Origin of the sequence: Streptomyces sp. NPDC060184 (assembly GCF_042728795.1) — a bacterium.
Classification (GTDB): Bacteria; Actinomycetota; Actinomycetes; order Streptomycetales; family Streptomycetaceae; genus Streptomyces.
The window spans coordinates 27,196-41,529 of sequence record NZ_JBHWYX010000027.1 but is presented as its reverse complement, the minus strand read 5'-3'; the positions used below and the strand labels follow the sequence as shown (position 1 = coordinate 41,529).

Genomic DNA, 14,334 nt, shown 5'->3' with positions numbered 1-14,334 from the left:
GCACCCGCGTCCCCGCCGCAGCAGGCTGTGGTCCGGATACGTTTCCGGTCGCGACCCGGGGTGATCAGCGAGCCGGTGCCGCCATGGTGGACCGGCGCACGACGAGTTCCGGCTGAAGGACGATGTGCGCGTGTTCATGAGCGAGACCGTCGGCCGTGTCCTCGATGAGGAGGCGGCCGGCCCGCCGGCCCATGGCGACGGCCGGCCGGCGTACCGAAGTGAGGGGTACGACGGCCGAGGCGGCGAACTCGATGTCGTCGTAGCCCACCACGGCGATGTCCTCGGGGACTTTCAGCCCGGCCTCGTACAGCGCTTGCAGAACGCCGAGAGCCAGCAGGTCGTTGGCGCAGAAGACGGCCGTCGGTCGCTGCGGAAGGCCGAGAATGCGGTGTCCGGCGTCCTTTCCGGCTTCCACGGTGAGTGCGGGGCAGGGGAGTTCGAGCAGGGCGGTGGTGGGCAGGCCGGCCGGGCCGAGGGCGCCCAGCGCGCCTCGACGCCGGTCCCGTACCTGCGGAAGGGTCTCGGGACCGCCGACGTAGACGAGGGACCGGTGGCCCCGGGCGATCAGATGGCGGGCGGCGGCGTGGCCTCCGGCGACGTCGTCGATGCCGACCGAGCAGGCCTCGGTCCAGGGTGCGCTCCGGTCGGCGACGACGAAGGGGACCGCGTTGCGGCGGAAGGCCGCGACCGTGCGGTCGGTGTCCTCGCCCGCGGTGATCACCGCACCGCGGACCTGGTGCGAGGTGATCAGCGACAAGTAGCGTGCCGCTTCCCCCGGATCGTGGGCGCCGGTGCAGACCATGACGCCCAAATCGGCTTCACGGGCGGCCTGCTCCACGCCGGCGGCGAGCGCGGTGAAGAACGGGTTGACGATGTCGAGAACCATCAGGGCGATCACTCGCGAAGCCCAGCCCCGCAGTTGCCGCGCGCCCTCGGCGCGGACGTAGCCCAGCGTGTCGATCACCTCCAGGACGCGTGTTCGGGTGGCCTCGGCCACTATCTCGGGCCGGTTGAGGACGTTCGAGACGGTGCCGAGCGAGACACTGGCCTCCCTCGCCACGTCTTTGATGCCGACCCGCGGGCGTGCTCTGCTGTCCCGCCCCGCGCCCCGTACCTCGGTGCCCGGTGGGCGGGGTGCCGAGAGTGCCGCAGGTGTGGCAGCGACCGACCGGTGCACGGCCTACCGGCTCCTTGGTGCGGCGGTGGTGGCCCGCACCACCAGCCGGGGGGTCATGGTGGTCCGCATGGCCCGGTCCCTCCGGCCCTCCACCCGTTCGACGAGCATGCGGGCGGCGGTGGAGCCCATGGTGTAACCGGCCTGGTCGACGCTGGTCAACTGGACGGGGGCGAGTGCGGCGAGTGCGGTGTTGTTGTAACCGACGAGCGAGAGGTCCTCGGGGATGCGCAGGCCCAGTTCGTGGGCGGCACGGAAGATGCCCAGGGCGGCGACGTCGGCACCAGCCATGACGGCGGTCGGCCGGTTCGCCGCGGTCAGCAGGGTCATCCCCGCCTTGTATCCGCCCTCGTCGGAGTAGGCGGTGTGGTGGACGCGGGCGTGTCCGGTCAGGCCGTGCCGGTCCATGGCCTTCAGGTAGCCGTCCCGCAGCACGACTTCGGGTGTGCGTTTCCACTGGTTGGCCTTCGTGCCCGCGGCGGAGACCAGGGCGATGTCGCGGTGGCCGAGGGCGGCGAGATGGTCGACGACCAGGCCGGCCCCGGTGTCGTCGGCGTCCACGACGGAGTCGTAGGTGTCGTCCGTGTCGTGGTGGCCGATGACGGCGGTCGGAGTCGTCGCAGCCGTGGCCAGGACTTCGGCCCGTGCTGTCCCGGGGGCGATGAGGACCAGTCCGTCCATTTGGCGGTCGACCATGGAGCGGATGGTCTTCGCCTGGTCCTCCGGGTCAAATCCCGCCGCGCCGATCAGCACGGTGTATTCGGTCTGACGCAGTTCGTCCTGGATGCCGTCGAGGATGTCCGCGAAGAAGGCGTTGCGCACGTTGTCGAGCAGTACGCCGATCGTGTAGGTCCGTCCGCGCATGCCGCGGGCCGCCGCGTGCGGCCGGTAGCCGAGTTCGGTGATGGCCGCCGTGACCTTCTCCCGCATGCTCGCACTCACGCCGTAGGCGTTGCGCAGCACTTTGGAGACGGCTGCGGTGGAGACGCCGGCGTGCCGGGCCACATCGGTGATCGTCACGCGTCTGTTCTGTCTGGCTGCGCCGGCCTGATCCATCGATCCACCCCTGCTCTGTGATGCGTGTCGTGCAACGGTCTACACCGTACTCCTGGGGAACTGTCAAGTCGCCTTGAATCGCCATGCTGTTACCGCAGCGTGTCTTGACGGCTCCTGATGTGGAGTGCAAGGTTTTGCCCACTCGACGTAGAGAACGTTTTACAAAGTTCTCCGTGCTGCCGGGCCCTGCCCCGCCCTGGCGCTCTCGCACCACTGCGTCCTCCTCCGTCCTCCTCCATGACCCTGGGAGTTCCCCGTGTCCCTGCGCATGCCCCGTGGCCGTCGCACGCGACTGAGTCTGTTCACCGTCGGCACCGCTTCGCTGGCACTGCTCGCCACAGCCTGCGGCGGCAGCGGCGGTGGCTCCTTGGCCGCACCCGACAACTTCGACTACCTCAGCGTCACCGAGAACACCACCGTGAAGACCGCTCTCACCACGCTGTCGAAGGGCGCGTGCAAGCCGGCGAACGACGCACTGCCGCTCAAGGTGGAAACCGTCCCGCAGGCGAGCCTCGACCAGAAGCTCCAGCTCCTGGCCGGCCAGAACGCACTGCCCGTGCAGTTCGCCGCCGGCAACGCCCCCGCCCTCACCCAGCAGCTCGCGAAGTCCGGCAAGGTCGCCGACCTGGAACCGAAGCTCAAGGAGCTGGGCGTCCTGGACCAGCTGGAGCCCGCCGCCGTCTCGACGATCAAGGCCCTGTACGGCGGGAAGCTGGAGGTACTGCCGTACGAGTACAACATCGAGGGGATCTTCTACAACAAGAAGATCTTCGCCGACAACGGCCTGGCCGTGCCCGGCACCTGGGACGAACTGGTGTCCGCGGCGGCGAAGCTGAAGTCCGAGGACGTCCAGCCCTTCTCCGCCTCCGGCCAGCAGGGATGGCCGCTGACCCGCCTGATCAGCGACTACCTCTTCCGCAGCCTCGGCCCCGACGCGCTGCGGAAGGTCGCGGACGGTCAGGCGAAGCTGACCGACCCGGAATACGTGAAGGCCGCCGACGAAGTCGCCGCGCTCGGGAAGAAGGGGTACTTCGGCAAGGGCGTCGGCTCCATCGACTACGACACCGCGATGAACCAGTTCCTCAGCGGCAAGGCGGCCATGTTCTACATGGGCAGCTGGGCGCTGGCGAACATCTCCGACGCCGAACAGAACAAGGTCGGCGCCGCGAACGTCGGCTTCATGCCCTTCCCGGCCGTCGCCGGAGGCAAGGGCTCGGCCGACCAGTACCCGTCCAACGTCGGCCTCGGCATCACCCTGGCCGCGAAGTCCTTCGACAAGAAGACCGGCGCCTGGGTCTCCTGCATCGCCGAGAACTACGGCGCCACGGCGCTGAAGGACCACGGGACCATTACCGGCTTCAAGGTGAACACCGAGGTGAAGGACGCCAACGCGGTCACCACCCAGGTCCGCGACACCGTCAGCTCCTCCCGGCAGAACGTGCTGTGGTTCGAGGCCCTGTTCAGCACCAAGGCCACCACCATCAGCCAGACCAACGCCGCGAGCCTGGTCTCGGGGAGCATGAGCCCCCAGCAGTTCATGCAGACCGTCCAGGACGCGCTCACCGCCCGGTGACCCTCCCCGGGGCGGCCCGCCCGCCTTCGTGCGCGGTCGTGTGCGAGCCGCCCCCGGGCCCCGACGACGGCCCAGCCGCCCCGCACCGCCGCACGTCCCGCCAACGGAAACGAGACGGACACCATCCATGCACCGCGTACTCGGTGACCGCAGGGCGATCGCGCTCCTGCTCGGTCCCGCCCTCCTCGTCTACTCGCTGATCATGCTCGTCCCCATGGTGTGGTCGCTCGGCTACTCCTTCACCAAGGGCAACACCATCGACGGCTTCACCGGCAACGGTGCCGCCAACTTCTCGCGCCTCCTCGACGACCCGGCGGTGCGGGACGCGCTCTGGTTCACCCTGAAATACGCCGTGACCGTCACGGCCGGTCAGGTCGTCGCCGGCTATCTCCTGGCCCTGCTCTACGTGTTCTTCCTCAGACGGGCCTCGGGGCTCATCCGCACCCTGGTCTTCTTCCCCGTCGTCCTGCCCACCGTCGCCGTCGGCCTGCTGTTCCAGAAGTTCTTCCAGGTCGCCCCGCAGACCGGCCCGGTCAACTCGCTGCTCAACGCGGTCGGCATCGACTCGATCGACTTCTTCGGCAGCTCGGGCAGCGCCTTCTGGGTCCTGGTCGCCATGGACATCTGGCGGTCCATGGGCTTCTACGCCGTGCTGCTCTTCGCCGGCCTGGTCGACATCCCCGACGAAGTCCTGGAATCGGCCCGACTCGACGGGGCGACCGGACTCAGGCTCGTACGCCACATCGTGCTGCCGCTGTCCCTGCCGGTCCTGATGTCCTCGCTGATCTTCAGCATCAACGGAACGCTCAAAGCCTTCGATTCGATCGTCGCCCTCACCAACGGCGGCCCGGGCAACGGCACCACCCCGCTGACCCTGTACATGTTCCAGACGTCGTTCACCTACAGCGACTACGGCTACGGCAGCACCATCGCCCTGCTGCTGACCGTCGTGAGCCTGCTGGTGAGCCTGGTCGTCTACCGCGTCTCGCGGCGCGACCTCACGGAGGGCTGAGCCCCATGGCCATCATCGACACACACCCGAAGACGACACCCGACCGGGCTCTACGGCCCCGGTCCGGCCGTCGGGGGAGTCGCCTGTGGGTCAAGACCGTCGTCGCAGTTCTGCTGGTCGTCGAGGTCTACCCGCTGATATGGATGTTCCTCACCTCACTGAAGTCCAACGACGACTACCTGAACAACTCCACCTGGAGCCTGCCCACCTCCTGGGAGTGGGGCAACTACGGCGAGGCGTGGAACACCGGCCACATCGGCCTGTACGTCCAGAACAGCCTGCTCGCCGTCGTCCCCGCCCTCGCCCTGATGCTGCTGCTGGGCACTGCGGCCGGCTTCGCCCTCCAGATCATGGTCTGGAAGGGCCGCAGCCTCACCCTCCTCGTCTTCCTCACGGGCATGATGATCCCGCCGCAGATGATCCTGCTGCCGCTGTTCACCGTGTACTTCCGGACCGGCCTGTCCGGCACGCTGTGGCCGCTGATCCTCACCTACACCGGCACCGGCCTGCCGCTGACCGTCTTCATGATGGCCACCTACTACCGCACGGTCCCGCGCGAGCTGTTCGAGGCGGCCACCGTCGACGGAGCCGGCATCCTGCGCGCCTTCTGGACCATCAGCGTCCCCCTGGTCCGCAACGCCCTCCTCACCGTCGGCCTGGTGCAGTTCTTCTTCATCTGGAACGACCTGCTCATCGCCCTCACCTTCACCAACGACCAGGACCTGCGCACCATCCAGGTCGGGCTGCTCAACTTCACCGGCGACTTCGGCGCCACCCAGTACGGCCCCCTCTTCGCCGCCATCTGCATCAACGTCTTCGGCACCCTCCTGATCTACCTCTTCCTCAACCAGAAGGTCATGAAGGGCCTCACCTCGGGAGCGGTCAAGGGCTGACCCCCGCCCGCCACCACGCTCGCTCCCGCACGTGCAAGAAAGGTCCTCCCTGTGCTCCCCCCTCAGCCCTCCCCGGTGTCCTTCGAACATCTGCCGGACGGACTCGGCATCGGAGTCGCCGCCCCCCGGCTCACCTGGACGCTGCCGCCGGGATCCGGCCGACAGCAGGCATACGAACTGGAGGTCGACCGCTGCGGCGCCGTGCGTCGCACCGGGCGGGTCGACGCCGACATCCAGGTACGCGCGCCCTGGCCGGGTGAGCCGCTGGCCTCCCGGGAACGCGCGCTCGTCCGGGTCCGCGTCTGGACCCCGGACGCCCCGGACCCATCGGAATGGAGCGATCCGCGGACGGTCGAAGCCGGCCTGCTTGCGCCCACCGACTGGCAGGCCGTGCCCGTGGGCGCGGGATGGGACGAGAACCCGGAGGCCGAGCGCCGCCCGGCGCGGGTCCGCAAGGACTTCCGGCTCGACCGCCCCGTGTCCCATGCCCGCCTGTACGTCACCGCCCACGGCCTGTACGAGGCGGAGATCAACGGTCGTCGCGTCGGGGACGAGACACTGGCCCCGGGATGGACCGTCTACCCGCACCGGCTGCGCTACCGCACCCACGACGTCACCGACCACCTCGCCGAGGGCGCCAACACCGTCGGAGCCTGGCTCGGCGACGGCTGGTACCGCGGCAAGTACGGCTTCGACGGCGGCACCCGCAACATCTACGGCACCGACCAAGCGCTCATCGCCCAACTCGAAGTGGTGCACGACGACGGCTCCGTCACCGTCATCGCCACGGACGGAACCTGGCACGCCGCTCCCGGGCCGATCCTGACCAGCGGCCTCTACGAGGGCGAGATCTTCGACGCCCGGCTCCACGATCCGCACTGGTGCACCCCCTCACCCTCGCGTACTGCCTCCGACCCGTGGAGCCCCGTCCGGACGGGCCGCCGTGACCCCGCGACGCTGGTCGCCCCGACGGGACCACCGGTCCGCTGCACCCGGGAGATCGCCCCGGTCGCCATCACCCCCACCGAGGGCGGGCACCTCCTCGACTTCGGCCAGAACCTCGTGGGCCGTCTCCGCGTCACCGCAGACGGGCCGGCCGGCACCACCATCGTCCTGCGGCACGCCGAAGTACTGGAGAACGGCGCACTGGCAACCCGGCCGCTGCGCGAGGCGTACGCCACCGACACCCTGATCCTCTCCGGCGACGGACCGCTCACCTGGGAGCCGCGCTTCACCCTCCACGGCTTCCGCTACGCCGAAGTGAGCGACTGGCCAGGAGAGTTGACTGCCGACATGGTCCAAGCCCGCGTCCACCACACGGATATGCGCCGCACCGGCTGGTTCGAGTGCAGCGACTCCCTGGTCAACCGACTGCACGAGAACGTCCTCTGGAGCATGCGCGGCAACTTCGTCGACATACCCACCGACTGCCCTCAGCGCGACGAACGCCTCGGCTGGACCGGCGACATACAGGTCTTCGCGCCCACCGCGAGCTTCCTCTACGACTGCGCCGGCATGCTCGACTCCTGGCTCACCGACGTTGGCCTGGAGCAACTCCCCGACGGCACCGTCCCCTGGTACGTGCCCGTCATACCCGGCGCCCCCATGTGGACGCCGATCCACCCCGGGGCGGCCTGGGGAGACGCCGCCGTACTCACCCCATGGACCCTCCACCAGCGCTTCGGCGACATCGGTCTCCTCCGGCGCCACTACCCCATGGCCAAGAAATGGGTCGACCTGGTGGAGCGCCTCGCCGGCCCGACGCGCCTGTGGGACACCGGCTTCCAGCTGGGCGACTGGCTCGACCCCGCCGCACCGCCCGACGACCCGGCCGCCGGAGTCACCGACCGCTACCTCGTCGCGACGGCCTACTACGCCCACTCCACCCGTCAGCTCGGACGCGCCGCGGCCGAGCTGGGGAAGACCGCGGACTCGGACCGGTACACCACCCTGGCCGCCGAGGTGGCAGAAGCCTTCCGGCGCCGGTACGTCCTGCCGGATGGCCGCATGACGAGCGACAGCCCCACCGCCTACGCCCTGGGAATCGCCTTCGACCTGCTCACCCCCGAACAGCGCCGGGACGCGGGGGACCGGCTCGCCGAACTCGTCCTCGCGGACGACGCCCGTATCGCCACCGGCTTCGTCGGCACCCCGCTGATCTGCGACGCACTCACCGACACCGGCCACCTGGACGTCGCCTACCAGCTGCTGCTGCAGACCGAGTGCCCCTCATGGCTGTACACCGTGACCCAGGGCGCGACCACCATCTGGGAACGCTGGGACAGCCTGCGGACCGACGGCAGCCTCAACCCGGGCGGCATGACCTCCTTCAACCACTACGCTCTCGGCGCCGTCGCGGACTGGCTGCACCGGGTCGTCGGCGGCATCACCGCCACGGGCCCCGGCTACCGGGAAATCCTCTTCCGGCCGCGGCCCGGAGGAGGTATCACCTGGGCCCGCACCCGCCACGAGACCCCGTACGGCACCGCGGCGCTCTCCTGGGAACTGACCGACACCGGCCTGACGGCCCGCTGCACCGTTCCCGAAGGAACGTGCGCCGTCGCCGAGTTGCCCGGAAGCCCGCCCGTTTCCCTCGACCCGGGTGAACACGTCCTGGAAACCACCGCAATCGTCGGAGTGACCGCCTGAACGAAACGCATTTCCCATCCCTGGACTGCCCGGTGCGACCGTTTCTGCGCCGGCCGGTCCAGGCGTTTTCGGGATCTGCCCATGAGCTCCGTATCGATGTCGTGGATGTCTGCGATCCCCCAAGATGATGGGGGGAGTTTCCCGGCGGGTTTCCATTGAAATTTTCAGTCCGTTTCAATTCGGAGAGTTCCGTATTTGCTGGTCAGGGGCTTATTTGGAGAGGTTTCTTCCAAGGGTTGACCCGAAGGCGAACAGACAATAGCTTTCCGCTTGTTGGGTGAAACGCTTCACGAGTCGGCGCCGAGATGTGCGAAATCTATTGCCGTGGGACGCGGCAGGGTGTTTCGAACGAAGCGGAAAAGACGTGCATGTGCACGCATGCGATGCATGAATCCCGTGCTGTTCCCGCCAGCCGGGGCTACTCAAGATCCTGACATCCTGAGTGGCCCTCATTTTCCCCGCGACGGAATGTGGAGCAGCCGTCCACAGGTATCAGGAGAGCCGCTGTGAACAGAAGACAATTTCTCTCTGCCGCCACCCTCACCGCGTTGGCCGCAGCCATGGTTCCGGTCATGGGCGCCCAGGCCGTGGCCGCGACGAACCCCGCCGCGCAAGAAAGGGCCGACGACCTGCTGGCCAGGATGACGGCGGCGGAGAAGGAGGCCCTCGTACGCTGCGACTTCGCGGCCGTCGCCCACCTGGGCATCCCCGCCTTGGTCATGGTCGACGGGTCCGCCGGCCTCCGAGGGGAAAAGGGGGTGACGGCCTTTCCCGTTCCCGTCGCCCAGGCGGCGACCTTCGACGAGGACCTCGTCAGCCGCCTCGGAGAAGCGATCGGCGCCGAGGGCAGAGGCAAGGGCTACAACAACGTACTGGGCCCGACCGTCGATGTGACGCGTACCTGGCACTCCGGACGCCAGTCCGAGGGCATGGGAGAAGACCCCCTGCTCGCCGGCCGGATGGGCGCGGCTGCCACGGTCGGTTTGCAGAGCCGGCAGGTGGTCGCCACCGTGAAGCACTTCGCCGCCTACACGCAGGAGACCAACCGGTTCTTCACCGACACCGAGGTGTCGGACCGTGCCCTGCGTGAGATCTACGAGGCTCCCTTCCGTCACGTGGTCGCCGCCGCGCCGGCCACGTCGGTGATGATGGCCTACCCGAAGATCAACGGCGTCTTCGCGACGCAGAACCCTGCTCTGTTCAGCGATCTCAAGACGGGCCTTGGCCTCCAGGGTTACACGGTGCCGGACTTTTGGGCCGGCGACGACCAGGTCGCAGCCGCCAGGGCGGGTATGGACCTCGCCGGACTCGGCGCCGGCGCGGTGACGGTTCCCGCGGGGAGTCTCGCGGAAGGGGCCGTCCCGGCCGCGCGGCTCGACGACGCCGCACGACGCATCCTCGTCACGATGTTCGCCAACGGCCTCTTCGACAGCCCCGTCCCTGTTCCTGCCGCGGACGTCAGTACACAGGCCCACCGGGACCTTGCCCACGAGGCCGCGATCTCCTCCACGGTCTTGCTCGCCAACGGGTCCTCGGCCCTGCCGCTGACCGCCTCCGTGAAGTCGCTGGCCGTCATCGGCCCCGCCGACACCGACGCCCTGACCGGAGTCGGCGGATCCAGCTACGTCGATCCCGGCACCTGGGCGACCCCTCTCCAGGCCATCCGTGGCCGCGCCGGAAGCGCCGTCACGGTCACCCACGCACAGGGCACCAGGGGCGACCTTCCCCTGGCCACGGTCCCCACGACCGTGGTGCGCGACAACGCGGGCAGGCCCGGCCTCACCGCGGCCTACTTCGCGGGCGCCGACCCCAGCGGGACTCCGCTGCTGACGAGGACCGACGCGGGGGTCGACTTCACCACCACCCCCGCTCCGAATCTGCCCGCCGTATGGTCCGTGAAGTGGACAGGCACCCTCCTGCCGACCACCACCGGCCTCCACCGCTTCTCCCTGCTGCCCGCCGGTACGGCCACGCTGAAGATCAACGGGGCCACGGTGGTCTCCGGCACCCGCCAGATGCGACGTTTCTTCCTCGGGCCGTTCGACTATCCGCTCCAGGGAACCGCCCAGCTCACCTCGGGCCGCGCGGTGAGCATCGAACTGACCTACTCCAACGCCACCGCCGAAACCGGCACCTGCGGCCTGACCCTGGGCTGGCAGCCCGACTCGCTCATCCCGGCAGCCGTCACGACGGCACGAGCGGCCGACGCCGCGGTCGTCTTCGTCAACCGGATCGCCGGCGAGGCCATGGACCACGCACAACTCGACCTGCCGGGCGACCAGAACCAGCTCATCAGCGCCGTGGCAGCGGCGAACCCGCGCACGATCGTCGTCCTCAATACCGACGGCCCCGTGGCCACCCCCTGGCTGAACGAGGTGGAAGCCGTCATACAGCTCTGGTACGGGGGCCGAGGCATGGGTACCGCCCTCGCCGCCGTCCTCTTCGGCGACAGCGACCCCTCCGGCCGCCTTCCCGTCACCTTCCCCACCGACGCCACCCAGGGACCCGGCACCACCGCCGCGACCTACCCGGGCGCGAACGGCACGGTCGCCTACGACGAGGGCATCCGCGTCGGGTACCGCTACTACGACGCCGCAGGCCGGCAACCGCGCTTCGCCTTCGGCCACGGCCTCTCCTATACGTCCTTCGCCCACGGATCCCTGGAAGTCGCCTACGACCGGGCCAACAGAACCGTCACCCTCTCGGTGACGGTCACCAACACAGGACCACGCAAGGGCACGGAAGTCGCCCAGATCTACGCCACTCTGCCGGGGGCGGCAGCAGCGGAGCCCCGCCGCCTGGTCGCCTTCCGCAAGGTCACGCTGGACGCAGCAGGTTCCCGACGGCTGACCTTCACCATCCCGCAGGAGGACCTGTCCGTCTGGCGGCCGAGCGGTTGGACCCTCACCCCGGGCCTGTACACCTTCGCCACAGCACGCTCGTCCCGCCACCTGACAGCACAGCGAAGCGTGACCGTCGGCTGACCTCGCCCGCCTCCGCGGCGCGGAGCGGCGCCGCGCCTGAGCGGACCGCTGGCTTTCCTCCGCACCCAATCACCGAACAGGACTTCGCACGACCTCCACAAGGGGGAGCGAGCTGTGGGGCGCGCGACGCGCATCGTCTCGCGCCCTGTCCGCCGTGTCCTTCCGGGCCGATGCCTCCCCGCTCCGCCCACCCGTCTTCCTCCTGCTCTCTCCATCTTTTCTCTGACTCGACCACCGCACGGAGCGTTCTCATGTCCTCTACTCCCAAGACGCCCTCGCCGCGATCGGCGCCGAGACACCGAAGACCTGGACGAGCTGATCGGCCTGTGCCAACTCGCGCGGGAGAAGGGAACCACCCTGCTGGCGCTGGGCAACGAGACCCCGTGGGTCACCCAGCTGGTCAGCTACGCTCTCGTCGCGACCACCGTGTACGCGACGACCTCGGACTTCGACCAGAAACGCCGACGTGGCGGAGAGCAGAGCCGTGGGCGTCGTGCAGGTCGCAAGCAGCCTGACCGAGATCCAAGCGGCGTCTGTCGGACTCGCCCCGTTTCCGCTCGTTCCCCCGTCGTGAACGGGGGAACGACTACAGCGCGCCCGGTATTGGCCGGGCGAGTTCGAAGAGCGTCCCTCACCGGCCCTTCGAACTCCAGCCAGGAGGCGTGGCGTAGGTGGTCTCCGGCCGCTGCGGGGCACACGGACGGCTGGGCCCCGCGACGGTACGGCCGGCGGTTTTGGTACTCGGTGAAGGTGCGTGCAGGCGGGGTTGGAACCGCTGGTGGGGCGCCGGGTGGGCGGGTGTTCAAACCGGGGTGGGTCGTCGCTGTCCCTTCCCACTCGACGTTGCATCGACGTCCGGCGGCCAGCTGGAAGATGAAGCATTGACGCGAGGCTGGTGGCCCCGACGTGTGTCAGATGGTCTTGCATTTTCCGGGCATCGGTGCGGCAGGCCGGGATCGTTCGTCGGCGAGTCATCGTCAAGGCCTGTGGACTGGCATTCCAGTTGGGTGGAAGCACCTGCGTGGAGACTGGGCTTGAGTCTCCCGTAGGGGGAGGCACGAAGGTGCAGGCATGGACGGCGACACGCTCTTCACGATCGGGGCCCTGGCCCGGCGGACCGGGCTGACGGTCAAGACCATTCGGTTCTACTCCGACACCGGAATCGTGCCGCCGACGGACCGCAGCCCGGCCGGCTACCGACTCTATGACATCGGCGCACTGGCGCGTCTGGATCTGGTGCGCACCCTGCGTGACCTGGGGCTCGACCTTGCCGTCATCCGGCAGGTGCTGGACCGCGAGGTTTCGGTGCCCGAGGTCGCGGCTGCACACGCCGACGCCCTGGAGGTACAGATCCGCACTCTGCGACTGCGGCGCGCGGTGCTGCGAGCGGTGGCCAAACGGGACTCCACCCCCGAGGAAATGGACCTCATGCACAAGCTTGCCAAGCTCTCCGACGGCGAACGACGACGCCTCATCACCGACTTCATCGACGACACCTTCGGCGGGTTCGACGCCAACGCCGACTTCGTCGACATGATGCGCTCGGCCATGCCCGAACTGCCGGACGACCCCGAACCCCATCAGGTCGACGCCTGGGTGGAGCTCGCCGAACTCACCCAGGACCCCGACTTCCGCGCCGCCGTCCGCCGCATGGCGGAGTACCAGGCAGGCGAGCGCGCCCAAGGCGACGTCACCGGCTTGCACCACGACCTCACCGAGACCGTCCGCGACAGCATCGGCCGCGCGCTCGATGCCGGCACCGATCCGGCCTCGGCCGAGGCCGCACCCATCATCGACGCCCTCACCGCCCGTTACGCGCAAACCTTCAGCCGCGCCGACGACGCCGACTTGCGCCGCTGGCTGCTGACTCGCCTGGAGATCGCCGGCGACCCCCGCGCGGAACGCTACTGGCACCTGCTGGCCGTCATCAACGGATGGCCCGCCCCGCCCAGCCTGGCACCGGTGTTCACGTGGTTCACAGAAGCCTTGCGCGCTCACACCCCACGGCAGTCCCGCGGGCGGTAGTCCCACGCCTGACCGTCGCTCCGATTTTCTCGGCCACGGCTCTTCGTCGCTCTCCACATGCGGGAAGAGTCTTTCGAGGACCAGTGCGCACAGGTCGTCGGGGGCGGTGAACCCCAAGCCGAGGCCGGCTGTGACGTCGTAGGTGTGGAGAAGGGTCTCGACGATGCCCATCGCCGCGAAACCGGCCGGGTCTGAGGCACCGAAGACGTGGTGGGCGCGGGCCGACGGGGGAGTTGCCCACAGCCCTGTCCCATCAAGGCGTGGAGGGGTCCCCGGCCGCTCGTCGCTGACCAGGCCACATGTCGTCGTACGCGGCATCGAAGAACTGCACCTGCGGCCCGCGCAGCGCGGACGCGTCGGCCAACTCGCCTCGAGCTGCCTCGGTGAGGCGGGCCGCATAACGATAGGCGGCACCCCGCAGGGGCTCGCTTCTGGCCGACAGATCGATCTCCGCGTGGGCGAGCCAGAGGTCATCGACAAGACGGTCGATCACGGGATCGGCTGCGCTGACGTCGGCATGGGGGAGTGCGAACGCCGTCTTCTCCACCTGCGACGCAATACTCAGGAATTTCAAGACCGCGTGCTTGAGCTCCGCACGATGCGCGGCAGACTCCTGTACCTCCAACTGCCGGGTGCTTGCGCGCGACACAAGGTACTGGCCGAACAGCGACCCGCCCGCGCCGAGCACAACACCCGCCAGAGACAGCAGCGCCGGCCACAAGGTTCCCCAAGATCCCATGACAAGAGTCTCTCAACTTGCCGCAAGTGCGGCCGAGCTGCCCATGGACAGTCCACACTGCGCGCGGCCGTACCGCGCACGGCGGCAAGCTGCTGCCCGGCGGCGAGGTTGGGCTCGGTTGCGCGAGCTCACCGAGCCGTCCCTGTTCCTTGGCCTCCTGGAGGCGGTCGAGCAGGTTCGCGTGGATCAGCTCCAGGCGGGGCGTCTGCTCGGGATCGGGCCGCAGGAC

Annotated in this window: 9 protein-coding genes and 1 pseudogene; 6 read left to right on the top strand and 4 right to left on the bottom strand. The window is 68.9% G+C overall.

What is annotated here, in order from left to right; translation table 11 throughout:
* Positions 1–64 precede the first annotated feature (64 nt).
* On the bottom strand, positions 65–1,060 hold the full coding sequence (locus tag ACFWEE_RS19230; protein ID WP_386890542.1) for a LacI family DNA-binding transcriptional regulator: 996 nt from the start codon (positions 1,058–1,060) through the stop codon (positions 65–67).
* Between the two features lie 120 nt (positions 1,061–1,180).
* Entirely contained in the window at positions 1,181–2,194 is a 1,014-nt protein-coding gene (locus ACFWEE_RS19225) for a LacI family DNA-binding transcriptional regulator (protein WP_386890540.1), read from the bottom strand.
* A gap of 292 nt (positions 2,195–2,486) precedes the next feature.
* On the opposite strand from ACFWEE_RS19225, the gene ACFWEE_RS19220 reads away from it, so the two are divergent.
* The 6 genes from ACFWEE_RS19220 (at position 2,487) to ACFWEE_RS19195 (ending at position 13,366) form a co-directional block, all read left to right on the top strand.
* Complete coding sequence (locus ACFWEE_RS19220) at positions 2,487–3,803, top strand: ABC transporter substrate-binding protein (RefSeq protein WP_386890539.1); 1,317 nt, start codon at positions 2,487–2,489, stop codon at positions 3,801–3,803.
* A gap of 127 nt (positions 3,804–3,930) precedes the next feature.
* On the top strand, positions 3,931–4,815 hold the full coding sequence (locus tag ACFWEE_RS19215) for a carbohydrate ABC transporter permease (protein WP_386890537.1): 885 nt from the start codon (positions 3,931–3,933) through the stop codon (positions 4,813–4,815).
* 5 nt (positions 4,816–4,820) lie between these two features.
* Positions 4,821–5,708: a carbohydrate ABC transporter permease gene (locus ACFWEE_RS19210; protein ID WP_386890536.1), complete on the top strand. Its 888-nt coding sequence runs from the start codon at positions 4,821–4,823 to the stop codon at positions 5,706–5,708.
* Positions 5,709–5,783: 75 nt separating this feature from the next.
* On the top strand, positions 5,784–8,357 hold the full coding sequence (locus tag ACFWEE_RS19205; protein ID WP_386890535.1) for a family 78 glycoside hydrolase catalytic domain: 2,574 nt from the start codon (positions 5,784–5,786) through the stop codon (positions 8,355–8,357).
* 506 nt (positions 8,358–8,863) lie between these two features.
* Positions 8,864–11,341, top strand: a complete 2,478-nt coding sequence (locus ACFWEE_RS19200) for a glycoside hydrolase family 3 protein (RefSeq protein WP_386890533.1) — start codon at positions 8,864–8,866, stop codon at positions 11,339–11,341.
* Between the two features lie 1,071 nt (positions 11,342–12,412).
* The gene (locus ACFWEE_RS19195; protein WP_386890531.1) at positions 12,413–13,366 is read left to right on the top strand and encodes a MerR family transcriptional regulator; all 954 of its coding nucleotides are present in this window, start codon (positions 12,413–12,415) and stop codon (positions 13,364–13,366) included.
* 30 nt (positions 13,367–13,396) lie between these two features.
* Here the strand turns inward: ACFWEE_RS19195 and ACFWEE_RS19190 are convergent.
* Positions 13,397–13,600: pseudogene (locus tag ACFWEE_RS19190) on the bottom strand (hypothetical protein); the annotation flags it as partial.
* A 19-nt stretch (positions 13,601–13,619) separates the two neighbouring features.
* Positions 13,620–14,105: a hypothetical protein gene (locus ACFWEE_RS19185; protein ID WP_386890529.1), complete on the bottom strand. Its 486-nt coding sequence runs from the start codon at positions 14,103–14,105 to the stop codon at positions 13,620–13,622.
* Positions 14,106–14,334 lie beyond the last annotated feature (229 nt).

Bases quoted from the DNA above. Each gene is read 5' to 3' on its own strand.
- ACFWEE_RS19210 (WP_386890536.1), top strand. From the start codon at position 4,821: ATGGCCATCATCGACACACACCCGAAGACGACACCCGACCGGGCTCTA.
- ACFWEE_RS19185 (WP_386890529.1), bottom strand. From the start codon at position 14,105: ATGGGATCTTGGGGAACCTTGTGGCCGGCGCTGCTGTCTCTGGCGGGT.
- ACFWEE_RS19215 (WP_386890537.1), top strand. From the start codon at position 3,931: ATGCACCGCGTACTCGGTGACCGCAGGGCGATCGCGCTCCTGCTCGGT.
- ACFWEE_RS19195 (WP_386890531.1), top strand. From the start codon at position 12,413: ATGGACGGCGACACGCTCTTCACGATCGGGGCCCTGGCCCGGCGGACC.